Below are 22,820 nucleotides of genomic sequence, written 5' to 3'. Positions count from 1 at the left end.
GGAGGGTGCGCCCTCGGGGAGCACCGGTGGCATATCCGGCGACGGCGGCGGTGGCGCGTCCGGCGCGGTGCCCCGCCCACGGGGGGCCTCGGGCGACGGCGCGGCGACGGGACCGGGCGGTCCGTCCGGGCAACCGCGCCGGGGACGCAGACGGGTGCTGCGGTGGGTGTCGTCCGTGCTCGCCCTGCTCATACTCGGGACGGCCGGCGCCGGTTACCTGTACTACCGCTACATGAACGGCAACATCCACACGGACGTGCTGAACCTCGGTGACAGCAAGCTCGGCGGGTCCAAGCCCAACGCCTTCGGGCAGACCCCGCTGAACATCCTGCTCATCGGCTCCGACGCGCGCGACGGCAAGGAGAACCAGGCCCTCGGCGGGGCCCATGACACCTTCGACGGGCCGCCGCTGGCGGACGTACAGATGCTGCTGCACCTGTCCGCGGACCGCAGCAACATGTCGGTCGTGTCGATGCCGCGCGACACCTTGATCAAGATGCCCAAGTGCACCGACAAGGACGGCAAGGTCTACCAGGCCAGCAAGGGGCTCGTGCAGACCAACGAGTCGCTCGGCCGGGGCGGCCCGGGCTGCACGGTCGCGGCCTGGCAGGAGCTGACCGGCATCCCCGTCGACCACTTCATGCTCATCGACTTCAAGGGCGTGGTGAAGATGGCGGACGCCATCGGCGGCGTCCCGGTCTGCGTCCAGCAGAACGTGCTCTCGCGCACCAGCGAAGGCCACGGCTCGGGCCTCAAGCTGCCCAAGGGCGAGAACGTCATCCAGGGCGAGCAGGCGCTGCAGTGGCTGCGCACCCGCTACGGCTTCGAGGACGGCACCGACATCGGCCGTACGCACGCCCAGCACATGTACATGAACTCCATGGCCCGCGAGTTCCGCAAGAACGCCAAGCTCACCAACCCGGTGAAGCTCAACAGCCTGGCGCAGGCGGCCATCGACGCCATGGTCGTGGACACCAGCCTGAACAAGATCGACAAGCTCTTCGACCTCAGCATGGAGCTGAAGAAGGTCCCGACCGGCCGGATCACCATGACCACCATGCCGTGGGTGTACAGCACCCGCGAGGAGGGCCGCGTCGAGCCGAAGCCGGTCGAGGCCGAGGAGCTCTTCCAGATGGTGCGCGACGACATCGCGCTCGACGGCAAGGGACAGCCCTCGGGGGCCACGTCCGGCGCCCCCTCCGCCCCCGCGTCGGCCGCCCCCTCGCAGCCCGCCGCCGACCCGGCCGCGCCGCCCGCCAAGATCCCGGTCATGGTCCGCAACGCGACCGGCGGCAAGGCCGGCCCGGAGAGCAAGGTCAAGGGCCGCTCGACCGAGGTCGCCGCGCTGCTGGCGGACAAGGGCTTCACCAAGGCGGTCGTCGACAACCAGGCCGCGGCCGAGGACACCACGGTGATCCGCTACGCGGGCCTGGACCAGGCCGGCGACGCCCAGGCCGTGGCCACCGCCCTGGGCCTGCCCGCAAGCTCGGTGCAGCGCTCCACGGAGGTCACGGGCATCACCCTGTTCGTGGGCAAGGACTGGCGCACGGGCGCCGCCCCCGCCCCCGCGGCCCCGCCGCTGAACAAGGCCCCGGACTCGGCCCGCCCCCTGAACGGCGACAACGACAAGGAGTGCATGGCGATCCAGGAGGGCTTCACCTGGTAGCCGCGTCGAGAGACGTACGTACGAGACCGGGGCCCGGCGGATGAGAATCCGCCGGGCCCCGGTCCGCGTGGCGTGACTACGGGGCCGCCGGGCTGTCCTCGCGCAGCGACGGGCGGCGGCTGGCGATGACGCGGTTCGCCAGGGCCCGGGGGCTGGTCAGGAAGCCGAAGCCCCAGCACATGTGCATCGTGGCCAGGGCCACCGGGATCTGGGCGCGGGCCTTGAGGGAGAGGCCCCTGCCCGCGGGGACGGAGCCCGCGGTGATCGCGGCCAGGTACGCCGCCGGGACCGCGAAGGCCCACGGGGTCACCGTCGCGCCCGCCACCACTGCGGCGGCGATCGCGCAGAGCGCGGTCGGCGGAGCCAGGTAGCGGAGGTTGATCGAGCCGGCGTGGTAGCGGGCCACCACGTGGCGCCAGCGGCCGTAGTCCTTGTACTGCTTGGCCAGCGCCCGTACGGAGGGGCGCGGCCGGTACTGGACCTTCAGCTCGGGCGAGAACCAGATCAGCCCGCCCGCCTCGCGGATGCGGAAGTTCAGCTCCCAGTCCTGGGCGCGGATGAACTCCACGTTGTAGCCGCCCGCGCGTTCCAGCGCCTCGCGGCGGAAGACGCCGAGGTAGACGGTGTCGGCGGGGCCCGCCTCGCCGCCGGTGTGGAAGGCGGCGTTGCCGACGCCGATCTTCGACGTCATCGCGGCGGCGACGGCGTCCTCCCAGGCGTTCTCGCCCTCGGCGTGCATGATGCCGCCGACGTTCTGCGCGCCCGTCTCCTCCAGGAGGCGGACGGCGGTGGCGATGTAGTTCGGGGAGAGCATGCCGTGCCCGTCGACCCGCACCACGATCGGGTGGCGCGAGGCCTTGATGGCGGCGTTGAGGGCGGCCGGGGTGCGGCCGGTGGGGTTCGGGACGGTGTGGACGCGCGGGTCTTCACGTACGAGCTCGGCGGCGATCTCGTCGGTCCGGTCCGTGGACGGGCCGAGGGCGATCACCACCTCCATCTCGCCTGCGTAGTCCTGTCCCAGGATGTGCCGGACGGAGTCGCGCAGATGGCGCTCCTCGTTGAGCACCGGCATGATCACCGAGACTGCGGGCTGCTGGGTGGGCATGTGGTCCTTCAAGGTCGGGTATCGGTGTCACGTTACCGCGTACGGGGGAACCGGGTGCGCGCCGGACGATCGGTACGGTCAGTCGCTGATCGTATGGGCCTACTGTTCTGACGAATCTGCCCTGCTTGTGACTTACGCCGCGGAGGTGCCCCCCGTGTCCCCCGTGCCACACCCGCACCGCTCCCCCCGTCCCGCACCACCGCAGCGACCCCGGCGCGCGGGCGGTGCCAGTGCGGTAAAGCGCCCGAGCAGACCCCGCTGGGGGGTACGGCTGGCGGCGACCGTGTCGGTGGCGGTGCTGGGTTCCGGGGCGATCGGCCACGCGGTGATGACCGGTCTGGACACCGGGATCGAGCGGGTGGACCCGTTCAAGGACATGAAGAACCGCCCGCAGGCGGGCCACGGCATGAACTTCCTGCTGGTCGGCACCGACGGCCGGGACAAGATCAGCCCGGACGAGAAGCGCGACTACCGGCTCGGCGGGGCCCCCTGCCACTGCACCGACACGATCATGCTGGTGCACATCTCGGCGGACCGGGAGCGGGCGAGCGTGGTGAGCCTGCCCCGCGACAGTTACGCCGAGGTGCCCGAGCACACCGACGCCTCGACCGGGAAGGCCCACCACGCGCACCCGGTGAAGCTGAACGCCGCGTACGCCGAGGGCGGCCCGAACCTGACGGTGCGGACCGTGGAGAACATGACCCGGGTGAAGATCGACCACTACCTGGAGGTCGACTTCACCAGCTTCATGAAGACGGTCGACGCGATCGGCGGGGTGGAGATCTGCACGGCCAAGGCCATGCAGGACTCGTACACGGGCCTGGACCTCCAGCCCGGCACCCACCGGCTGGGCGGCGGCCAGGCCCTGCAGTACGTACGGTCGCGCCACGTCGACGGGGCCTCGGACCTCGGCCGGATGCAGCGCCAGCAGCGGTTCGTCGCGGCGCTGATCAAGCAGTCGACCAGTGGCGGGATACTGCTGAACCCGGTGAAGTTCAAGCAGGTCAGCTCGACCCTGCTGGGGTCGGTGCGGGCCGACCGGGGCTTCGGCTCGGAGCAGATGCTGGCGCTGGGGCAGGCGATGCGGGGGTTCACCCCGTCCTCGTCGGAGTTCGCGTCCGTACCGGTGGGCGACGCGTCGTTCCCGGTCAAGGGGCTGGGCGACACGGTGAAGTGGGACGCGCCGAAGGCCGCGAAGGTCTTCGCGGCGCTGCGCGACGACCGCCCGCTGGCTCCGGCCCGGCCGGCCGCGAAGGCCGGGGCCAAGGCTCCGCAGCCCGCCGTACCGGTGGACGTGGCGCCCCAGCAGATCCGGATCCAGGTGGAGAACGGCACCCGGATCGACGGGATGGGCGGCCGCGTCGACGAGGCGCTGCGGGCCACCGGCTTCGACACCACCCGCACGCCCGGGAACGCCGCGAGCCGCGAGGTCAAGCGCACGGTGGTGACGTACGACCCGCGCTGGGACCGTTCGGCGCGGACGATCGCGACGGCGCTGCCGGGCATCGAGCTGCGGGCGGTGGCCGGGCAGGGGCGGACCCTGATCGTGACGGCGGGCGCGGACTACAAGAAGGTGGTCCCGGTCCGCGCCGAGGACCCGTACCAGGGCGAGTTCGGCGTGGTGACCGGCGACCAGGTGGTGTGCGGGGGCTGAGCCGCTCGGCCCGCCCGCCCGCACCCCGAGGCCGCCGCGTCAGCGGTTGCCGGATCACCGGCCGCCGCATCACCGGCCGCCGGGTCAGCGGTTGCGCTCGACCAGGGTGACCTGGAGGTTGCCCGCCTTGGTGCTCCGGACCACCTTGTAGTGGTCCTTGAGCGCCTTCTCCTGCTGCTCGGGGAGCTTGTGGTACGGGTTGCTCGTACCGCTCCAGGTGACGACCCACACCCGCCGCGTCCCGTCCAGGCAGACGGCCGGCTTGTCGCACTCGACGGGAAAGAGGTCGTCGCTCGCGATCGCGGAGCGCTGGGCGAAGACGTCCTTGAGCTGGATCCGCGGGGGCAGGTAGTACTCGACCGTGAAGTCGATCATGTAGACGCGGTCGGAACCCCGGACCGGCGCGAAGCCGTCGCCGGGCTTGTAGTCCTTGCCGATGATGTCCGCCACGGCCCGGCCGTCGGTGCGGTCCTTCACGTACTTCGTCCGCAGCTGACGCTGGTCGGCGGCCCCGAGCAGGATCAGGAGGGCCAGGCCGGCCATGCCGACCACCCGCGGGCGCAGCGCCGCCAGACCGGCCGCGGCGAGCACCACCCAGCCGGGCAGCGTGAAGAGCAGGTAGCGGTCCAGGAAGTACGAGGTGCTGCCCTGCGAGATCACCCAGGCGACCGCGATCGGGACGGCGGCCACCAGCCCCACCTCGACGGCGGGGCGCCGTCCGCGGCTCCAGGCCAGCGGGAGCAACGCGGCCGCGACCATGCCGAGGGCGACCATCGGGGAGGCGAAGAGGTTGGTCCACAGGTCCGCGATGCCGCGCAGGTGCGGGACCTTGAGCCAGCTGATCTGGCGGCCCACCTGGCGCTGGCCGAGCAGGGCCAGCGGGATCACCGGCAGCAGGCCGACCACGACGGCGGCGGTGAAGGTGACGGGCAGCCGCCAGGCGCGGGCGCGCCACCAGCGCAGCACCACGATCATCGCGTGGGGCAGCAGGAAGAGCAGGGAGACCACGTGGAAGAGGCCCGCCGCGGCCACCGCGAGGGAGTACGGCAGCCAGCGCGGCGCCGTCGGCCGGTCCAGCGCCCGCAGCAGCAGCCAGGTGGCCGCGGCGACCGCGAGGACGACGAAGGCGTACGAGCGCGCTTCCTGGCCGTACTTGGAGACGGCGGGCAGCAGGGCGAAGAGCAGCCCGGCGAAGACGGCGGTGCGGCGGTCGAAGAGGTGACGGGCCGCCAGTACGACGAATGCCGCCGCTCCGGCCATGGCCAGGGCAGACGGCATCCGGAGCATGGCCTCGGAGTCGCCGACGACGCAGACCCAGCCGTGCAGGATCAGGTAGTACGCACCGGAGACGGCGTCGACGTGGCCGAGCATCGCGACGAGGTCGTCGGTGTCACGGAGGGCAGCGTTCCAGCTGGCGAACTCATCGCGCCAGGGCTGGGCGTTGCCGCTGCCTATGGTGGTGACCGCGAAGGTCAGCAGCGCTGCCCACACCCAGTCGAGGCGGGACGCGCGGGAGGCGCGCTGTGCGCGGGGCGCCCCTCCGCGTCCGGGGCCCGACGACTCCCGTCCGGAGCCGGCTTCGGGCACGACGGCCGTCCTGCTGGTGGTCATCTGCTCATGCCTTCCGGATCGGTCAATGATCCAGGGTAAATGAGCGGTGGAGCCGAAGCCCAATCCCGGGGGTGGGCGACGCCGCTCAGGGGCGGGCGCGTACGGGCGGGTCGGTCTTCGGCAGCGCTCCCCGGGGGCCCCGCGCCCCGTCCAGCAGCCGCTTGAGCAGCGCGGACAGCGGACGCTCGGCGTACCGGTGGACGAGCCAGGCCAGCGTGAGGATGGCGGCCAGGCACATCGCGAGCAGCGGGCAGGGGGCGATGCCGTGGTCGCGGCCCCAGCGGATCATGGCCCAGCCCAGCTCCTGGTGGAGCAGGTACACGGGGTACGTCAGCGCGCCCGCCACCGTCAGCCACTTCCAGCGGATCCAGTTGAGGGCGCCCATCGAAACGGCGAGCATGACCAGGAAGCTCGCGCCGGATATGACGGCCATGACCGGCCAGGACAGGGTGTGGTGGACCTCGTACTCGTAGGAGCCGACCGTGATGTGCAGCCGGTTCTGCGCGAACAGCCAGGAGAAGGCGACCACTCCGAGCAGCATCGGGTTCACACCGAAGCGGTAGATCAGGTACATGGCCACACCCGCGATGAAGTACGGGGCGTCCTGCGGCATGAAGACGGTGTCCATCAGCTTGCTGCCCGTACCCGGCGTGATGACGGCCAGGATCGTCCAGATGCCGCAGAAGGCGAGCACCCGCCGGTAGGTCAGGCCCATCACGGCGACGATGGCGAACAGCAGGTAGAACCGGAGCTCGATCCAGAGGGTCCAGTAGACGCCGTCCGCCTCGGTGACGCCGAGCGGGCGCTCCAGCATCGTGAGGTTGGTCAGCACGTCGCTGAGGCTCATCGGCTTGCGGGCGGCGCGGACCGTGGCCGCGAAGTTCACCACGAGGGTGGTGATGACGATGCCCACCCAGTAGGCGGGGTAGAGGCGCACCACGCGGGAGGTGAAGTAGTCCCGGGGCGACCGGCCCCAGCAGGACATGCAGATGACGAAGCCGCTGATGAGGAAGAACAGCTGGACGCCCATCCAGCCGTAGGCGCCGAACCGGTGGACCGTCGGCATCACCGTCTGGGCCCGCTGGCCCCAGACCTCGGGGTGGATGTTGACGCCGGTCCAGTGGAAGGCGACCACGGAGAGCGCCGCGATCAGGCGCAGTCCGTCGAGCACGTAGAGACGGGGACGCCTGGGTCCCCTCGTGCCGCGGTCCGGCTGGGCGTGGACGGCCTCCCGCAGGGGCGGGGGCGGTGTGACGGTCGACATGTGAGGACAACTCCGCGGCGAGGCCGACTGTAGGCAGGAGGGCAGGAGAGCCGAGTTCCGGTCCGCCGCGCGAGCCGCGGACGTCCGCGACACTTTACGGGGATCCCCCACGGACCCACAGGCCGTGCACGGCGGGAGTGACCGGGAACACCCAGTTCCGGTTCAGGCGTCGAAGCCTTGGGCCGCTCTTTCCTCGCGCAGGGCCATGATCGCGCGGCGGCGGGCCAGGCGGTGGGTGCGGCGGATCTCGGCCTCCTGGTAGCGGCGGCGGTCCTGGTCGGTCTCCGGGAGCACCGGGGGGACCGTGCGCGGCTTGCCCTCGGCGTCCACGCCGGTGAAGACGAGGTAGGCGCTGCCGACCTGGGTGGCGGGGGTGGACTCGTTCCACCGCTCGGCCAGGACCCGTACGCCGATCTCCATGGAGGAGCGGCCGGTCCAGTTGCACTGGGCCTTCACGTGGACCAGGTCGCCCACCCGGACCGGGGCGAGGAACGCCATCTCGTCCATGGAGGCGGTGACGGCGGGGCCGCCCGAGTGGCGTCCGGCAACGGCGCCCGCCGCGTCGTCCACCAGCTTCATGATCACACCGCCGTGGACCGTGCCGAGGAGATTGGTGTCGTTGGCCGTCATGATGTGGCTGAGGGTGGTCCGCGAGGCCGAGACGGGCTTGCCCGCCGTCTCCGCCGCCCGCACGTCCGGTGTGTCTGTCATACCGCCACCTTAAAGCTGTCGCGGATGCATCAGCTCTGCAACAGCACCGGAACGAAGCTCCACCCGCCCTGTCGGGCACCCCGTCCGGCCAGGCATCCTTGTCCACATGAATGACTGGCCTGATGGGCGGCGGAACGAGAACCGCGACGACCGGTACGGACGCGGCGGCGCCCAGGCGCGTCCCGAGGACGCACAGCGGATGCCGCACGTCCAGCGCCGGCAGCCGCCCCGGCCGCCGGTACGGCCGTCCGGGCAGCCTCCCGTGCCGCCGCAGGGCCGCCCCGCGCAGGCGCCGCCGGGCTACGGCGTACCGCCCCAGCAGCAGTCGTACGACTCCGGCTACAACACGGGCCAGGTCTACGGTTCCCCCGGCGCCCCGGGCGGCCCCGCGGGTCCCGGTGGCCCCGGGGACGGCCCGGGCCGTCCGGGGCGCGCCCCGGGCCCGGCCCCGGACTGGCGCAGACGGATCAAGATCGGATCGATCGTGCTGGTCTCGGCGCTGGTCGTGACCACCGTCGGCACCTACTTCTGGGCCGACTCCAAGGTGCGCCGCGAGGTCGACCTCTCCAAGGTGATCGAGCGCCCCAAGGAGGGCGACTGCACGACGTACCTCATCGTCGGCTCCGACAGCCGCGAGGGCATGACCGACGAGGACAAGAAGAAGCTGCACACCGGTTCGGCCGAGGGCAAGCGGACCGACTCGATGATGATCCTGGCGGCCTGCTCCAGCGGGAACACGATGGTCTCGCTGCCGCGCGACTCCGACGTGGAGATCCCGTCCTTCATCGGCTCCCAGTCCGGCAAGAAGTTCCCGGGCAAGGGCAAGCGGGAGAAGCTGAACGCGGCGTACGCCGACGACGGTCCGGAACTGCTGGTGCGCACCGTGGAGTTCAACACGGGCCTGCGCATCGACCACTACGCCGAGATCGGCTTCGCGGGCTTCGCGAACATCGTGGACGCGCTCGGCGGTGTGGACATGAACATCGAGAAGGGCTTCAAGGACGAGAAGTCGGGCGCCGACTTCAAGGCGGGCGAGCAGACCCTCAACGGTCAGCAGGCCCTGGCGTTCGTACGCACCCGCTACGCCTTCGCCGAGTCGGACCTGGCGCGGACCAAGAACCAGCAGAAGTTCCTGGCGACGCTGGCGCACCAGGCGGCCACCCCGGGCACGATCATGAACCCGTTCCGGCTCTACCCGACGCTGGGCGCGGGGCTGGACACGCTGATCGTGGACAAGGACATGGGGCTGTTCGACCTGGGCGAGATGTTCTTCGCGATGAAGGGCATCAGCGGCGGGGACGGCGTCTCGATGAACATGCCGATCTCGGGCGAGCGCGGCGGCAACCTGATCTGGGACAAGACGAAGATGCAGCAGCTGGTCAAGCAGATCCAGGGCGACCAGAAGGTGACCGTGACGGCCAACTAGTGCCGTGACCGGGGCGCACCGTACGCGAAGGGCCCACCGGACGACGTCCGGTGGGCCCTTCGCGTCATCCGGCCGTCAGGTCAGCGCTTGCCGGCGCGGGCGCGCAGCTTCCACGGCATGGCGATGGACTCCAGCTGAACCGCGAGGTTCATCTTGGACTCGCCGATGGTGCGGTCCTCGAAGTGGATCGGGACCTCCATGACCTGGAAGTCGCGGCGCAGCGCCTTGAACTTCATCTCCACCTGGAAGCTGTAGCCCGCGCTGCCGACCGACGCCAGGTCGATGGCGCGCAGCGCGTCGGCGCTCCACATGTTGAAGCCGCCGGTGATGTCCCGGACGCGGGTGCCCAGGATGGTGCTCGCGTAGGCGTTGGCCCAGCGGGAGAGCAGCTTGCGGTGGGCGCCCCAGGCGTCGGAGAGGGTGCCGCCGGGAACGTAGCGGCTGCCGACGACGAGACCGGCGCCGGTGGACATGGCCACGCCCAGCATCTCGGCGATCTTGGCCGCGGGGTGCGAGCCGTCGGCGTCCATCTGGAGGACGTAGTGGGCGCCGTCCTCGACGGCCTTGGCCATGCCCGCGGCGTAGGCGCGGCCGAGGCCGTCCTTCGTGGTGCGGTGCAGGACCGTCATGCGGGGGGTGCCGTCCTCGGCGAGGTGGCCCTCGGCGAGGTCCTCGGCGATCTGGCCGGTGCCGTCGGGCGAGGAGTCGTCGACGACCAGCAGGCGCAGGCCGGGCAGGTCGAGGGCCATCAGCAGCTCGGCCATGCCCGGCAGGTTGCCCGCCTCGTTGTACGTGGGCATGACCACGGTCAACGGGGTGTGCGCCCACGCGTCGGGGAGCTTGGTGGACGCGGTGGCGTCCTGGGCCGGGGTCTCGCCGGGGGTCTTCTGCTCGCTTATCACAGGGTTATGCCTCACTGAAGTCGGTCGGTACGCGTATCCACCGGCCCCGGAGTCACCGGTCCGAGGAGAAGCGCACGGCGGCGGGGGGCAGTTCAGCCCCGCACCACACCCGCACCCCCGCGCGAAGTTCGTTGTCGGCCCCCACCAGTGCGCCGTCCCCGATGACCGCGCCGTCCAGCACCGTGCGCGCGCCCACGGCGGCGCCGGCCCCGATCAGGCTGGCGGTCACGTGCGTGTCCGGACCGATGACGGCGCCGTCCAGCACGATGGAACCCAGGACGACGGCACCCGACTCGATCCGGGCGCCGACCCCTACAACGGTACCTCCCGAAACCTTCGCGTCGTCCGCCACCTGTGCACCGGGCAGAACGAGTGCCTCGCCGCGCGGGCCGGGAACGGCCGGGGAGCTCACGATGCCGCGGACCAGATCGGCGGAGGCCTGGACGAAGGACTCGGGCTTGCCGAGGTCCAGCCAGTAGGTGTCCTCGGTCTTGCCGTGGAGCTTGGCGCCCGAGGCGAGCAGTCCGGGGAACGTCTCGCGCTCGACGGAGACCGCGCGGCCGGCCGGGATCGAATCGATCACCGAGCGGCGGAAGACGTAGCAGCCCGCGTTGATCTGGTCGGTCACGATCTCCTCGGGCGTCTGCGGCTTCTCGGTGAAGGCCAGCACCCGCCCCTCGGAGTCGGTGGGCACGAGACCGAACGCGCGCGGGTCCTCGACACGCACCAGGTGCATGGAGACGTCGGCGTCGGCGGCCACGTGGGAATCGACCAGGCCGCGGATGTCCAGGCCGGTCAGGATGTCGCCGTTGAAGACGAGGACGGGCTCGTCGGGGCCGCCGGTGAGCAGTTCGGCCGCGTTGCGGATGGCGCCGCCGGTGCCGAGGGGCTCGTCCTCGACGACGTATTCGAGGTGGACTCCGAAGGCGGAGCCGTCACCGAAGTAGGGCTCGAAGACCTCGGCCAGGTAGCAGGTGGCCATCACGATGTGCGTGACGCCCGCGTCGGCGGCCCTGGCTATCTGATGGGCGAGGAACGGCACACCGGCGGCCGCGACCATCGGCTTCGGGGTGTTCACCGTGACAGGGCGCAGTCGCGTCCCCTGCCCACCGACCAGCAGGATCGCTTGCGTCATATCTTCTCCACAGCAGAATCGGGCGCACGAAGGACCAAATTTAGCCCACCCGGGGACATGCGAAGGCCGGAGGAGGTCCGTGACCCCCTCCGGCCGTGGCGCGCGTTACGGCAGGTTACGTGCCATGACGATGCGCTGGACCTGGTTGGTTCCCTCATAGATCTGGGTGATCTTGGCGTCGCGCATCATGCGCTCGACCGGGTAGTCGCGGGTGTAGCCGTAGCCGCCGAGCAGTTGGACGGCGTCCGTGGTGACCTCCATGGCCACGTCGGAGGCGAAGCACTTGGCGGCCGCGCCGAAGAACGTGAGGTCCTCGTGGGGGCCTCCGGCGGAGACGCGCTCGGAGCGGGCGGCGGCCGCGTACGTCAGCTGGCGGGCGGCCTCCAGCTTCATGGCCATGTCCGCGAGCATGAACTGCACGCCCTGGAAGTCGCCGATCGGCTTGCCGAACTGCTTGCGCTCCTGGACGTAGCCCTTGGCGTAGTCCAGGGCGCCCTGGGCGATGCCGATCGCCTGGGCCGCGATGGTGATGCGGGTGTGGTCCAGGGTCTTCATGGCGGTCGCGAAGCCGGTGCCCTCGGCGCCGATCATGCGGTCGGCCGGGATGCGCACGTTGTCGAGGTAGACCTCGCGGGTCGGCGAGCCCTTGATGCCGAGCTTCTTCTCCGGGGCGCCGAAGGAGACGCCCTCGTCGCTCTTCTCGACGACGAAGGCGCTGATGCCCTTGGAGCGCTTCTCCGGGTCGGTGACGGCCATCACGGTGTAGTACTCGGAGACGCCCGCGTTGGTGATCCAGCGCTTGACTCCGTTGAGCACCCAGAAGTCGCCGTCGCGCACCGCGCGGGTCTTCATGCCCGCCGCGTCCGAGCCCGCGTCGGGCTCGGAGAGGGCGTACGAGAACATCGCGTCGCCCTTGGCCAGCGGGCCGAGGTACTTCGCCTTCAGCTCCTCGGAGCCGGAGAGGATCACCGGGAGCGAACCGAGCTTGTTGACCGCCGGGATCAGCGAGGAGGAGGCGCAGACGCGGGCCACTTCCTCGATCACGATCACGGTGGCGAGGGCGTCGGCGCCCGCGCCGCCGTAGCTCTCCGGAACGTGGACGGCGTGCAGGTCGCTGGCGACGAGCGCGTCGAGGGCCTCCTGCGGGAAGCGGGACTCCTCGTCGACGGCGGCCGCGAACGGCAGGATCTTGGCCTCGGCGAGCGAGCGGACCGACTCGCGGAGCATGTCGTGCTCCTCGGCCGGGCGGTACAGGTCGAAGTCGGCAGAACCCGCCAAGACTCTCACTCCCCAAGGTGATGCGTGATGCTAACTACCGTTAAGTAACCCTGAGCTTAGTGTCCCGGCCCCTCCACGCATACGTGAGTCGCACGTGAGCTGCGTGACAGCAGGGGCGGGACACGGGGGAACGTCCCCCCGTCCGGGCCCGACTATGCTCGGTGGCCGCAATCGGCCCCGCACCTTTGGAGCACGTATGGCCCCCAAGATCACCGTGATCGGCACCGGGTATCTCGGCGCCACCCACGCCGCCGCCATGGCCGAACTGGGCTTCGAGGTGCTGGGGCTGGACATCGTCCCGGAGAAGATCGAGATGCTGGCCGCGGGCCGGGTCCCGATGTACGAACCCGGACTGGAGGAACTACTCGGCGCGCACGTCGCCGGCCTGCCGGGCTCCAGCGGCCGACTGCGCTTCACCACCTCCTGGGAGGAGGTCGGCGCCTTCGGCGACGTCCACTTCGTCTGTGTGAACACCCCGCAGAAGCACGGCGAGTACGCCTGCGACATGTCCTATGTCGACTCCGCGATGGAATCGCTGGCCCCGCACCTGACCCGGCCCGCGCTGGTGGTCGGCAAGTCCACCGTGCCGGTGGGCTCGGCCGAGCGGCTGGCGGCCCGGCTGGCCGAACTGGCCCCGGCGGGCGCCGACGTGGAGCTGGCCTGGAACCCGGAGTTCCTGCGGGAGGGCTTCGCGGTCCAGGACACCCTGCACCCGGACCGGATCGTGATCGGCGTCCAGGGCGAGTCCGCGGAGAAGGTGCTGCGCGAGGTGTACGCGGTCCCGCTCGGCGAGGGTTCGCCGCTGGTGGTCACCGACTTCCCGACGGCCGAACTGGTCAAGACCGCCGCGAACTCCTTCCTCGCCACGAAGATCTCCTTCATCAACGCGATGGCCGAGGTCTGCGAGGCGGCGGGCGGCGACGTGGCCAAGCTGGCCGAGGCGATCGGGCACGACGACCGGATCGGCGCGAAGTTCCTGCGCGCCGGGATCGGCTTCGGCGGCGGCTGCCTGCCCAAGGACATCCGGGCCTTCATGGCGCGGGCGGGCGAGCTGGGCGCCGACCAGGCGCTGACCTTCCTGCGCGAGGTCGACTCCATCAACATGCGGCGCCGCGGGCACATGGTCGAGCTGGCCCGGGACGCGGTCGGCGGCTCCTTCCTCGGCAAGCGCGTCGCCGTGCTCGGGGCCACCTTCAAGCCGGACTCGGACGACGTACGGGACTCGCCCGCGCTGAACGTGGCGGGTCAGATCCACCTCCAGGGCGGCCAGGTCACCGTGTACGACCCCAAGGGCATGGACAACGCCCGTCGGGTCTTCCCGACCCTGGCCTACGCCGACTCCGCGGTGGCGGCGGTCACGGGCGCGGACGTGGTCCTGCACCTCACCGAATGGCGCGAGTTCCGCGAGCTGGACCCGGCGGCGCTGGGCCCGCTGGTGTCGGACCGGCTGATCCTGGACGGGCGCAACGCGCTGGACTCCGCACGGTGGCGGGCGGCGGGCTGGACCTACCGCGCGATGGGGCGCCCGCGCGCCTGAGCCCGACCTCTCGTCCCGCGCGCCCGAGCCGACCCCTCGTCCCGCGCGGGGCGGGGACACGCCGTGGGCGGTACGGGCCCGCCCCGTACGGGCCAGCGCCGCGGGTCCGCACCGTGCGGGCCCACCTGCCGCGCGCCTACGCGGTGCGGGCCGCGCGGTAGGTGCGCATCTTGGCGCGGGAGCCGCAGACCGCCATCACGCACCAGCGGCCCCGGCCCGCCGGGCTGCGGTCGTAGTAGGCCCACTGGCAGTCCGGCGCCTCGCAGGCCTTGAGCCGGGTCCAGGTGCCGTCGGCCGCCGCCCGGGCGATCGCGTCCGCGACCCGGGCGGTCAGGCCGGACTCCCCCGTCGGTTCCCGCGCCGGGAGCACCCTCGCGGCGCCGTCCGGGCCGATCCGGACCAGCAGCGGGACCCCGGCCAGCAGCTCGTTCAGGGTGTCGAGGCGGCCCGGGGGCACGGCGTGGCCCGCGTGGGCCCGGCAGGCGGCGCGCAGGCACTCCCGCAGCGTGACCGCCCCGGCGAGGGCCCGCCCGGACAGCCCGAACTCCGCCGCGAGGCGGTCCTCGCCCGTGTCCACGCTCAGCGTGTTGACGAGGTCCTCCACCAGCGCGAGGCCCCCCGGTGCCGGTGCTCGTACGCCACTCATGTCTGCGACGTTACCCCTTGGACCAGCCAACGGGTAACGCGTAGAGTCGGGGTTACCGGTAGACCTCCGCTACCGGTAACCCTCCCGTTGTCAGGAGAGATCATGGCCCTCGCCACGCTCGGTGCCGTCGTACTCGACTGTCCCGACCCGCTCGCCCTCGCCGGTTTCTACGCCGCCCTGCTCGGCGGCACGCCCAGCCCGGACGACGACGCGTCCTGGGTGGACCTCACCGGCCACGAGGGCACGCCCCTCGCCTTCCAGCTGGCCCCGGGCCACGTCCGGCCGCAGTGGCCCTCGCCCGAGGCCCCCCAGCAGTTCCACCTGGACCTGACCGTGACCGACCTGGACGCGGCGGAGGCCGAGATCCTGGCCCTGGGCGCGACGCCGCTGGACCAGGGCGAGCCGGGCCGGACCTGGCGGGTCTACGCCGACCCGGCGGGCCACCCGGTGTGCCTCTGCGCCTGCTGACGGCGGGCGGACGCGCCGGACGCGCCGGGCCGGACCGTGCGGCGCCGCGGTGGCGTCAGGCGGAGCCGCCGCGGCGGTGCTGGGCCGCGCGCGCGGTGAACTCCGCGTCGCGCAGCACCCGTTGGGCGTTGCCCCAGGTCAGGAGCGCCAGCTCGGATTCCGGCCATCCCCGGTCGAGGAGTTCCGCGATCAGCCGAGGGTAGCCGGACGGGTCGGTCAGGCCCACCGGGCGGGGGGTGGGCGGTTCCCCGCCGAAGGCCGCGCCGAGGCCGACGCAGTGCGGGCCCGCCACCGCCCGTACGTGGTCCAGGTGGTCCGCCACCGCGTGCAGCGAGTCCCCGGTCCGGGCGGTCGCGAAGGTGACCATGCACAGCCCGTTGGCGGCCCGCAGGGCGCGCAGCACCTCGTCCGAGACGTTGCCCGGGTGCGGGGTCAGCGCGGCCGAGGCCGTGTGGGAGATCAGAACGGGCGCCTTCGAGGCACCCGTGATCTGCACCGCCACCGCGTCCTCGCACCCTGTCAGGTCGATCAGCACCGCGAGCCGGTTCAGCTCGCGCACCACCTCGTGCCCGAAAGCCGTCAGCCCCCGGTCCGCCCATTCGGCGCCCGCCGGGGCCATGCTCCGTACGCCCAGGGCGTGGAAGGCCCTCAGGGTGCCGAGCGAGTCGGTCAGCGCCCGCCCGGGCGCGGGGCCCAGGAACGAGGCGATCCGCCCCCGGTTGCGCGCGTCGGCCATGTCGTCGGCGGCCAGGGCGAGGCTCAGGCTGTCGGGGTAGCGGCGCAGCAGGCTGTGCGCGACGTCGAGCTGCTCCAGGGTCTCCTCGATCACCCGGTCCGGCCCCGGGGTCAGCAGCGACCAGAACTGGGCCCCCACCACACCGGCCCGCAGCCGGGGGATGTCGGTGTCCACACCGCCCTCGGGGGTGTCGATGTTGTCGTGGTACGGGCTCTGGCGCAGCGTCCACAGCAGGGTGTTGCACCCGTCCGCGACGGGGTGGACGGCCAGCAGCGCGGCGGCGCGGTCCAGGGCACCGGCGAGCACCGCGGCGGGAGCGGCCTCGGATCCGGGGTCGGCTCCGAGGGAGCCGGGGGCGGCGGGGGCTGAACCCACGTGTGCGGGATCGTCCTGCAGGTCGGCCATGGCGTTCGCTCCGGTCTCGGCGGCAGCGGGGAGGGAGAAGTGTTGCCACCGTGACATGAGGGGCGCGCGGGTTCGCGGCGGATGTGGCGTTCGGGTGGCGCGGAGCCCCGGCCCCCGCGCCACCCGCCCTCCGGCCCGCCGCACCGGAGGGGCGCCGACCGCTACGGCACCGCTACAGCACCGCGTTCGACGGACCCCGGCTCGCCGAGAGGTCCGCCGCCACCGCCTCCGCGTCGCGCAGCGCCCGTACCGCGTTCGACCACGTCAGCTTCGCCAGGTCGGCCGACGACCAGCCGCGCGTCAGCAGCTCGGCGATCAGGTTCGGGTAACCGGACACGTCGTCCAGCCCGGACGGGGTGAAGGCCGTGCCGTCGAAGTCCCCGCCGATGCCGATGTGGTCCACGCCCGCGACCTCGCGCATGTGGTCCAGGTGGTCGGCCACCGTGGCGGCCGTGGCGACCGGCCGCGGGTTCGCCGCCTCGAAGGCCCGGTGCAGGGCCATCGCCTCGGCCCCGGTGTCCAGGTGGTGCAGCCCGTGCGCGCGCAGGTTCTCGTCGGCGGACGCCGTCCAGGCCACCGCCTCCGGGAGGATGAACTTCGGCACGAAGGTGGCCATGGCCACGCCCCCGTTGGCCGGGAGCAGCGCGAGCACGTCGTCCGGGATGTTGCGCGGGTGGTCGCAGACCGCCAGCGCGGACGAGTGCGAGAAGATCACCGGCGCCACCGAGACGGCGAGCGCGTCGCGCATCGTCGTGGCGGCCACGTGCGAGAGGTCCACCAGCATGCCGACGCGGTTCATCTCGCGCACGACCTCGCGGCCGAACTCGGTGAGCCCGCCGTGGCGCGGCTCGTCGGTCGCCGAGTCCGCCCAGTCGATCGTGTCGTTGTGCGTGAGCGTCATGTACCGCACGCCGAGGCGGTGCAGGGAGCGCAGGGTGGCGAGCGAGTTATTGATGGAGTGGCCGCCCTCGGCGCCCATCAGCGAGGCGATCCGGCCCTGCGCGCGCGCCGCCTCCATGTCGTCCGCCGTCAGCGCCCGCACCAGGTCGTGCGGGTAGCGCTCGATCAGCTGGCCGACCGCGTCCATCTGCTCCAGGGTGGCGCTGACCGCCTCGTCGCCCGCGAAGTCGGAGCGGACGTAGACGGACCAGAACTGCGCCCCGACCCCGCCGGCGCGCAGCCGGGGGATGTCGGTGTGCAGGTGGGCCGACTGGTCGGCGGCGATGTCCCGGCGGGCGAAGTCGTAGCGGACCTGGTTGCGCAGCGCCCACGGGAGGTCGTTGTGGCCGTCGACGACCGGGTGCTCGGCGAGCAGCTCCCGCGCCTCGGCGAGCCGGTCCCCGGCGGCCCCCGCGCTCCCCGCGCTCACGCGCCGAACCCGAAGGAGCCGGCGCCCGCGATCTTGGTCCGCAGCCGCTTGCCCTTCTCGGTGGCCTGGTCGTTCAGCTCCTGCTGGAACTCCCGCATCCGGGTCATCAGTTCCGCGTCCTGGGTGGCGAGGATCCGTACGGCCAGCAGCCCGGCGTTGCGCGCGCCGCCGACCGAGACGGTGGCGACGGGAACCCCGGCGGGCATCTGGACGATCGACAGCAGCGAGTCCATGCCGTCGAGGTACTTGAGCGGAACCGGTACGCCGATCACGGGCAGCGGGGTCACCGAAGCGAGCATCCCGGGCAGGTGCGCGGCCCCGCCCGCGCCCGCGATGACCGCCTTCAGCCCGCGCCCGGCGGCCTGCTCGCCGTACGCGATCATCTCGCGCGGCATCCGGTGCGCCGAGACCACGTCGACCTCGTACGGGACCTCGAACTCGTCCAGCGCCTTGGCCGCGGCCTCCATGACCGGCCAGTCGGAGTCCGAGCCCATGACGATGCCGACGACGGGCCCTGCGGAAGAGGTACCAGTGGTGCTCATTCGGTGATCGTTCCTCTGAGGTATCCGGCAGCGTGGCGTGCGCGCTCCAGCACGTCGTCCAGGTCGTCGCCGTAGGTGTTGACGTGGCCCACCTTGCGTCCGGGCTTCACGTCCTTGCCGTACATGTGGATCTTCAGCTGCGGATCGTGCGCCATGCAGTGCAGGTACGCCGCGTACATGTCGGGGTAGTCGCCGCCCAGGACGTTGGCCATGACCGTCCAGCGGGCGCGCGGGCGCGGGTCGCCGAGCGGGAGGTCCAGGACCGCCCGTACGTGGTTGGCGAACTGCGAGGTCATCGCGCCGTCCTGGGTCCAGTGCCCGGAGTTGTGCGGGCGCATGGCCAGTTCGTTGACCAGGATCCGGCCGTCGGTGGTCTCGAACAGCTCGACCGCCAGGTGGCCGGTCACGTCGAGTTCCTTGGCGATCCGCAGGGCGAGGGCCTGGGCCTCGCCCGCGAGGGCCTCCGAGAGGTTCGGGGCCGGGGCGATCACCGTGTCGCAGACCCCGTCGACCTGGACGGACTCGACGACCGGGTACGCCACGGCCTGGCCGTGCGGGGAGCGGACGATGTTGGCCGCCAGCTCCCGTACGTACTCCACCTTCTCCTCGGCCAGTACGGGCACGCCCGCCTTGAAGGGCGCGTGCGCGTCCTCCTCGGTGCGCACGAACCACACGCCCTTGCCGTCGTACCCGCCGCGCACGGTCTTGAGGATCACGGGGAACCCGCCGACCTCGGCCGCGAAGGCCACCGCGTCCGCCGGATCGCTCACGATCCGGTGGCGGGGGCTGGGTGCGCCGATCTCGTCGAGTTTGGCGCGCATCACCCCTTTGTCTTGTGCGTGCACCAACGCGCCGGGCCCCGGGCGGACGGGAACGCCGTCCGCTTCCAGGGCCCGCAGGTGCTCGGTGGGTACGTGCTCGTGATCGAAGGTGATCACGTCGCAGCCGCGCGCGAAGGCGCGCAGCGTCGCCAGATCGCGATAGTCGCCGATGACGACATCGCGCACGACCTGGGCCGCCGAGTCCTGTGGGGTGTCACTGAGGATCTTGAATTTGATGCCGAGGGGGATACCCGCCTCGTGGGTCATGCGGGCGAGCTGTCCGCCGCCGACCATGCCGACTACCGGGAACGTCACTCCTCCAGGGTATCGGCCTGATTCCGCCATTCGGACTCCGGCCGGTCCCCGCCGGGTGGCCCGAAGAGGTCTACGCGCGTCCGGCCCGCTGCTCCGCGCGAGTGTCGGAAGGCACACGCGTTTCATGGGGCCGACACTTAACATGGACAGGTTCGAACCGTCGACCGTCAGGGACTGAGCCGCCACATGAGTACGCCGAAACACATCACGCCGTCCGGACGCTTCCGCGCCATCGGCCGGGAAGTCCTGAAATTCGGCGCGGTCGGCGGCCTCGGCGTCCTGGTCAATTTCGGCGTCTTCAACCTGCTCCGGCACACCACCGATCTGGCGGTCGTGCGCGCGAGCGTCATAGCCATCATCGTGGCGATCATCAGCAATTACATCGGGTTCCGGTATTTCACCTACCGCGACCGCGACCGCGGCGGCCGACGCCGCGAAATGACGCTCTTCGTGGCGTTCAGCCTGATCGGCATGATCATCGAGAGTGGCGTGCTCTATGCGGCCACCTACGGCTTCGGCTGGGACAGCAACCTGCAGAGCAACCTGTTCAAGTTCCTCGGCATGGGCGTCGCGACCGTGTTCCGCTTCTGGTCCTACCGCACCTGGGTGTTCCGGGCGCTGCCGGAGGCCGCTCCCGCCCCCGCGTCGACCGTGGTCGCCGCGCAGCGCGAGGGCAACGACGACACCCTCGCCCCCGAGCCCGCCAGCCCCGCCACGCGGCACTAGTCCGGGACTGCCCGCCCCCCCGGCCCGCGCCCTTCGCGGCCCGCTAGCGGACCGTGTGTTCCAGTTCGGCCCGCTCCGGCGCCGTCCGGCTCAGGAACAGGGCGAACACCGGCGGCTGCGCCTGGAGCAGCTCCAGTCGCCCGCCGTCCGCCTCCGCCAGGTCACGGGCCACGGCGAGGCCGATGCCCGTGGAGTTCCGTCCGCTGATCGCCCGCTCGAAGATCCGGTTGCCGAGGTCCGGGGGCACGCCGGGGCCGTCGTCCGTCACCTCGATGACCGCCTGGTTCCCGGTGACCCGGGTGCGCAGGGCGACCGTACCGCCGCCGTGCATCAGGGCGTTCTCGATCAGCGTGGCCAGCACCTGGGAGACCGCGCCCGGCGTGCCCACGGCCCGCATCCCCTGCTTCCCGGAGCGCACCACGGCCCGTCCGGCGCTGCGGTAGGCCGGGCGCCACTCCTCGACCTGCTGCTTGACGACCTCGTCCAGGTCGAAGGGGACCGCCGAGCCCGTGCGCGGGTCGCGGGAGTTGGTCAGCAGCCGCTCCACCACGTCCGTGAGCCGCTCCACCTGGGTCAGGGCGATGCTCGCCTCCTCCCGTACGGTCTCCAGGTCGTCCGTGACCGTGATCTCCTCCAGCCGCATCGACAGCGCGGTCAGCGGGGTCCGCAGCTGGTGCGAGGCGTCGGCGGCGAGGCGCCGCTCGGCGGTCAGCATCCGCCCGATGCGCTCCGCGCTGGCGTCCAGGACGTCCGCGACCCGGTCCAGCTCGGGGACCCCGTACCGCTTGTGCCGGGGGCGCGGGTCCCCGGAGCCCAGGCGCTCGGCCGTCTCGGCGAGGTCGGTGAGCGGTGAGGCCAGCCGGTTGGCCTGGCGTACGGCGAGGAGTACGGCCGCCACGACGGCCAGCAGCGCGACCGCGCCGACCACCGCCAGGGTGCGGCCGACCTCCTTGGTGACCGTGGAGCGGGACTCCTCGACGACGACGCTCTCGCCCTGTTCGCCCTTGGCGGTGCCGCGCAGGGAGCTGCCGTCGATGGGCACGCCGATCTCGACCGGCATCTCGCCGGGGACCATGATGCGGGCGTGACGGCCCGCGGCGAGCTGTTCGCCGAGCGACCGGGCGTCGACCGCCTTCTTCTCCAGCACGTTCGACTCGACGATGCCGACGAGACGCAGGGCCTCGGATTCGACGCTCTCCTGGGCGCTGCTGGTGATCGTCCGGGTCTCCACGATCACCAGGGAGATCCCGAACACGGCGATCACTACGAGCACCACGGCGAGCGTGGAGTTGATCAGGCGGCGGCGCATGCCCTAGAGGATGCCCTAAGGACGCCCTGCTCCGCGGCTCAGCTCTTCTCGAAGCGGAAGCCGACGCCCCGGACCGTGGCGATGTAGCGCGGGTTCGCGGCGTCGTCGCCCAGCTTCTTGCGCAGCCAGGAGATGTGCATGTCCAGGGTCTTGGTGGAGGACCACCAGGTGGTGTCCCAGACCTCGCGCATGAGCTGGTCGCGGGTGACGACCCGGCCCGCGTCGCGGACCAGGACGCGCAGCAGGTCGAACTCCTTGGCCGTCAGCTGGAGCTCCTCCTCCCCCATCCAGGCGCGGTGCGACTCGACGTCGATCCGCACCCCGTGGGTGGCGGGGGGCTGGGCCGGTTCGGCGGCGCCGCGCCGGAGCAGGGCCCGGACCCGGGCGAGCAGTTCGGCGAGCCGGAAGGGCTTGGTCACATAGTCGTCGGCTCCGGCATCCAGTCCGACCACGGTGTCGACCTCGTCCGCCCGGGCGGTCAGCACCAGGATCGGGAAGCCGTGACCCTCGGCACGCAGCCGTCGGGCGACCTCCAGCCCGTCCATCCCGGGCAGGCCCAGGTCCAGGACGACAAGATCGACGCCGCCCTGCAGTCCCGCGTCCAGCGCGGTCGGTCCGTCCTCGCGGACCTCGACCTCGTAGCCCTCCCTGCGCAGGGCGCGGGCCAGGGGTTCCGAGATGGATGCGTCGTCCTCGGCGAGCAGTACACGCGTCATGGGGGTGATGGTAGTCCGCGGCGGGCAGGCTCAGGGCTGCACCTGGACACCCCTGTGGATCTCGTGCGTTGAGGGGTACGACACCTTCGAATATGCTCAATCGGTTCCCTGCTCACCTGTGATCCATATCTCAAGTACTTTCATATGCCGCAGTGTCGTGTCGTATGGTGTCGAGACGCCTGATGCACTACCTCAGTGACCTTTGTGCCGAAAAGCGAGCCAAAGGTCGCTATTTCTGTCCTGACCGGCGAGGCAGTCTGTACGGACTGCCCTTTCCGGGCTTGATGACAGTGAATGACCTGTGGGCCGGGCCCTGCGCGCGAAGATGCGCGACAGGGCGTGGATCCCGGTTACGGATGTCCCTTCGCCGCCGCGCAGGCTGCGAGACCCCCGGGCGTGGGGTGGGACGCACGTCGCCGGTGCCGGCCACCCCCCACCGGGCGCTGTACCGCTCACGAAGCGAAGCGTCCCGATCAAG

20 protein-coding genes are annotated in these 22,820 nt (G+C 71.6%); 6 read left to right on the top strand and 14 right to left on the bottom strand.

The genetic code is table 11. The features are described 5' to 3' along the window. Nucleotides 1-166: 166 nt before the first annotated feature. A complete protein-coding gene (locus QMF80_RS07465; protein WP_502962791.1) occupies nucleotides 167-1,666 on the top strand; it encodes an LCP family protein in 1,500 nt (499 codons plus the stop codon). Nucleotides 1,667-1,742: 76 nt separating this feature from the next. Here the strand turns inward: QMF80_RS07465 and QMF80_RS07460 are convergent, their stop codons facing one another. Continuing rightward, nucleotides 1,743-2,771, bottom strand: coding sequence for a glycosyltransferase family 2 protein (locus tag QMF80_RS07460; RefSeq protein WP_283450681.1), 1,029 nt, complete (start codon nucleotides 2,769-2,771; stop codon nucleotides 1,743-1,745). A 163-nt stretch (nucleotides 2,772-2,934) separates the two neighbouring features. Between QMF80_RS07460 and QMF80_RS07455 the strand changes: the two genes are divergently transcribed. Next, a complete protein-coding gene (locus QMF80_RS07455; protein WP_502962796.1) occupies nucleotides 2,935-4,425 on the top strand; it encodes an LCP family protein in 1,491 nt (496 codons plus the stop codon). Nucleotides 4,426-4,509: 84 nt separating this feature from the next. On the opposite strand, the gene QMF80_RS07450 is transcribed toward QMF80_RS07455, so the two are convergent. The 3 genes from QMF80_RS07450 to QMF80_RS07440 all read right to left on the bottom strand — a co-directional run bounded on the left by QMF80_RS07450 (nucleotide 4,510) and on the right by QMF80_RS07440 (nucleotide 8,011). After that, on the bottom strand, nucleotides 4,510-6,036 hold the full coding sequence (locus QMF80_RS07450) for a glycosyltransferase family 39 protein (protein ID WP_283450679.1): 1,527 nt from the start codon (nucleotides 6,034-6,036) through the stop codon (nucleotides 4,510-4,512). Nucleotides 6,037-6,121: 85 nt separating this feature from the next. Further along, the gene (locus QMF80_RS07445) at nucleotides 6,122-7,300 is read right to left on the bottom strand and encodes an acyltransferase family protein (RefSeq protein ID WP_283450678.1); all 1,179 of its coding nucleotides are present in this window, start codon (nucleotides 7,298-7,300) and stop codon (nucleotides 6,122-6,124) included. Between the two features lie 162 nt (nucleotides 7,301-7,462). Beyond that, the gene (locus tag QMF80_RS07440) at nucleotides 7,463-8,011 is read right to left on the bottom strand and encodes an acyl-CoA thioesterase (protein WP_283450677.1); all 549 of its coding nucleotides are present in this window, start codon (nucleotides 8,009-8,011) and stop codon (nucleotides 7,463-7,465) included. Nucleotides 8,012-8,117: 106 nt separating this feature from the next. Between QMF80_RS07440 and QMF80_RS07435 the strand changes: the two genes are divergently transcribed. Continuing rightward, a complete protein-coding gene (locus tag QMF80_RS07435) occupies nucleotides 8,118-9,437 on the top strand; it encodes an LCP family protein (RefSeq protein ID WP_283450675.1) in 1,320 nt (439 codons plus the stop codon). Between the two features lie 80 nt (nucleotides 9,438-9,517). Here the strand turns inward: QMF80_RS07435 and QMF80_RS07430 are convergent, their stop codons facing one another. The 3 genes from QMF80_RS07430 to QMF80_RS07420 form a co-directional block, all read right to left on the bottom strand. Beyond that, a complete protein-coding gene (locus tag QMF80_RS07430; RefSeq protein ID WP_502962790.1) occupies nucleotides 9,518-10,339 on the bottom strand; it encodes a polyprenol monophosphomannose synthase in 822 nt (273 codons plus the stop codon). A gap of 52 nt (nucleotides 10,340-10,391) precedes the next feature. Then, nucleotides 10,392-11,474, bottom strand: coding sequence for a mannose-1-phosphate guanylyltransferase (gene manB, locus QMF80_RS07425; RefSeq protein ID WP_283450673.1), 1,083 nt, complete (start codon nucleotides 11,472-11,474; stop codon nucleotides 10,392-10,394). A 105-nt stretch (nucleotides 11,475-11,579) separates the two neighbouring features. Further along, a complete protein-coding gene (locus tag QMF80_RS07420) occupies nucleotides 11,580-12,752 on the bottom strand; it encodes an acyl-CoA dehydrogenase family protein (RefSeq protein WP_283450671.1) in 1,173 nt (390 codons plus the stop codon). A gap of 196 nt (nucleotides 12,753-12,948) precedes the next feature. Between QMF80_RS07420 and QMF80_RS07415 the strand changes: the two genes are divergently transcribed. Then, entirely contained in the window at nucleotides 12,949-14,289 is a 1,341-nt protein-coding gene (locus tag QMF80_RS07415) for a UDP-glucose dehydrogenase family protein (protein ID WP_283450669.1), read from the top strand. Between the two features lie 136 nt (nucleotides 14,290-14,425). Here the strand turns inward: QMF80_RS07415 and QMF80_RS07410 are convergent, their stop codons facing one another. Next, entirely contained in the window at nucleotides 14,426-14,935 is a 510-nt protein-coding gene (locus QMF80_RS07410; protein WP_283450668.1) for a CGNR zinc finger domain-containing protein, read from the bottom strand. A gap of 102 nt (nucleotides 14,936-15,037) precedes the next feature. Here QMF80_RS07410 and QMF80_RS07405 point away from each other — a divergent pair, with 102 nt between their 5' ends. Next, on the top strand, nucleotides 15,038-15,403 hold the full coding sequence (locus QMF80_RS07405) for a VOC family protein (RefSeq protein WP_283450666.1): 366 nt from the start codon (nucleotides 15,038-15,040) through the stop codon (nucleotides 15,401-15,403). Between the two features lie 55 nt (nucleotides 15,404-15,458). Here the strand turns inward: QMF80_RS07405 and QMF80_RS07400 are convergent, their stop codons facing one another. The 4 genes from QMF80_RS07400 to QMF80_RS07385 all read right to left on the bottom strand — a co-directional run bounded on the left by QMF80_RS07400 (nucleotide 15,459) and on the right by QMF80_RS07385 (nucleotide 19,621). Beyond that, complete coding sequence (locus QMF80_RS07400; RefSeq protein WP_283450664.1) at nucleotides 15,459-16,544, bottom strand: membrane dipeptidase; 1,086 nt, start codon at nucleotides 16,542-16,544, stop codon at nucleotides 15,459-15,461. Nucleotides 16,545-16,716: 172 nt separating this feature from the next. Next, nucleotides 16,717-17,913 (bottom strand): dipeptidase, encoded by a 1,197-nt coding sequence (locus tag QMF80_RS07395; RefSeq protein ID WP_283450662.1) that lies wholly within the window; start codon nucleotides 17,911-17,913, stop codon nucleotides 16,717-16,719. Continuing rightward, nucleotides 17,910-18,455, bottom strand: a complete 546-nt coding sequence (gene purE / locus QMF80_RS07390) for a 5-(carboxyamino)imidazole ribonucleotide mutase (protein WP_283450660.1) — start codon at nucleotides 18,453-18,455, stop codon at nucleotides 17,910-17,912. The genes QMF80_RS07395 and purE overlap by 4 nt, the downstream gene beginning before the upstream one ends. Then, complete coding sequence (locus tag QMF80_RS07385; protein WP_283450659.1) at nucleotides 18,452-19,621, bottom strand: 5-(carboxyamino)imidazole ribonucleotide synthase; 1,170 nt, start codon at nucleotides 19,619-19,621, stop codon at nucleotides 18,452-18,454. The genes purE and QMF80_RS07385 overlap by 4 nt, the downstream gene beginning before the upstream one ends. 156 nt (nucleotides 19,622-19,777) lie before the next feature. Between QMF80_RS07385 and QMF80_RS07380 the strand changes: the two genes are divergently transcribed. Further along, nucleotides 19,778-20,317, top strand: a complete 540-nt coding sequence (locus QMF80_RS07380; protein WP_283450658.1) for a GtrA family protein — start codon at nucleotides 19,778-19,780, stop codon at nucleotides 20,315-20,317. A 43-nt stretch (nucleotides 20,318-20,360) separates the two neighbouring features. On the opposite strand, the gene QMF80_RS07375 is transcribed toward QMF80_RS07380, so the two are convergent. Both QMF80_RS07375 and QMF80_RS07370 read right to left on the bottom strand, forming a co-directional pair. After that, complete coding sequence (locus QMF80_RS07375) at nucleotides 20,361-21,626, bottom strand: sensor histidine kinase (protein ID WP_283450656.1); 1,266 nt, start codon at nucleotides 21,624-21,626, stop codon at nucleotides 20,361-20,363. 38 nt (nucleotides 21,627-21,664) lie between these two features. After that, nucleotides 21,665-22,342: a response regulator transcription factor gene (locus tag QMF80_RS07370; protein WP_283450654.1), complete on the bottom strand. Its 678-nt coding sequence runs from the start codon at nucleotides 22,340-22,342 to the stop codon at nucleotides 21,665-21,667. Between the last annotated feature and the right edge of the window lie 478 nt (nucleotides 22,343-22,820).

Origin of the sequence: Streptomyces sp. G-G2 (assembly GCF_030063135.1) — a bacterium.
In the GTDB taxonomy this organism is placed as follows: domain Bacteria; phylum Actinomycetota; class Actinomycetes; order Streptomycetales; family Streptomycetaceae; genus Streptomyces.
This window is presented reverse-complemented; position numbering and strand designations above follow the sequence as displayed.